We start from the raw sequence: 967 nt of genomic DNA on the forward strand, positions 1-967 counted from the left end.
CGCGCACAAAACTTTACAATTTTCGCTCTCCTGCTCAGGCCAGGGATCCCATTGCGGGGAGAGTCTGTCTAGACTGGAAAGCAGCCCTACGGGGATCCCTATGCGAATTGGCGTGCCCAAAGAGATCAAAGAGCAAGAGTTCCGTGTCGGGCTGACACCGGCGGCGGTGCGGGCCTTAACCGAACAGGGGCATCAGGTGTGGGTGGAAACCCAAGCAGGCCAGGGGGCGGGCTTCACGGATGAGGACTACCAAAAAGCGGGGGCCAAGCTGGCTGTCACTCCTGAGGAGATCTACCGGCAGCAGTTGGTGGTGAAGGTCAAGGAGCCCCTGCCGGCTGAGTATCCTCTGCTCCATCCCGACCTTATTCTGTTCACCTATTTGCACTTGGCCGCCAGCCGCGAGCTGACCCAGGCGCTGCTGCAGTCGGGAGCCACCTGCCTCGCCTATGAAACGGTGGAATTGGCAGATGGATCCCTGCCCTTGTTGATGCCCATGAGCATGATTGCCGGGCGGCTCTCGGTGCAATTTGGCGCCCATTACCTCACCCGACAACAGGGGGGGCGAGGCGTGTTGCTGGGCGGGATCCCGGGGGTGCCGCCGGGGCGGGTGGTGATCCTGGGCGGGGGAACCGTGGGCACTGAGGCGGCCAAAATGGCCGTAGGCTTGGGGGCGCGGGTGCAGATTTTGGACATCAACCTGCAGCGGCTGAACGAGCTGGAGCTGCTCTTTGGATCCCGTGTGGAGCTGCTCTACAGCACGGCCCAAAGCGTGGAAGAGTGTGTTCGCGAGGCCGACCTGCTGGTGGGGGCAGTGTTGGTGCCGGGAAGGCGGGCGCCGGTCTTGGTGGGAGAAGAGTTGGTGGCCCAAATGCGTCCTCGCTCCCTCATTGTGGATGTGGCGGTGGATCAGGGGGGGTGCATTGCTACCACACGGGTTACCACCCATGCCCAGCCGGTTTACGAAGCC

At 62.7% G+C, this 967-nt stretch carries 1 protein-coding gene; it reads left to right on the forward strand.

The window, feature by feature from the left end; translation table 11 throughout:
• Positions 1–100: 100 nt before the first annotated feature.
• Positions 101–967, forward strand: an 867-nt coding sequence (gene ald / locus NW819_RS12310; RefSeq protein WP_414413918.1) for an alanine dehydrogenase, incomplete at its 3' end; no start/stop codon positions are given.

This window comes from Synechococcus sp. R8-2, assembly GCF_047461715.1.
In the GTDB taxonomy this organism is placed as follows: domain Bacteria; phylum Cyanobacteriota; class Cyanobacteriia; order Thermostichales; family Thermostichaceae; genus Thermostichus.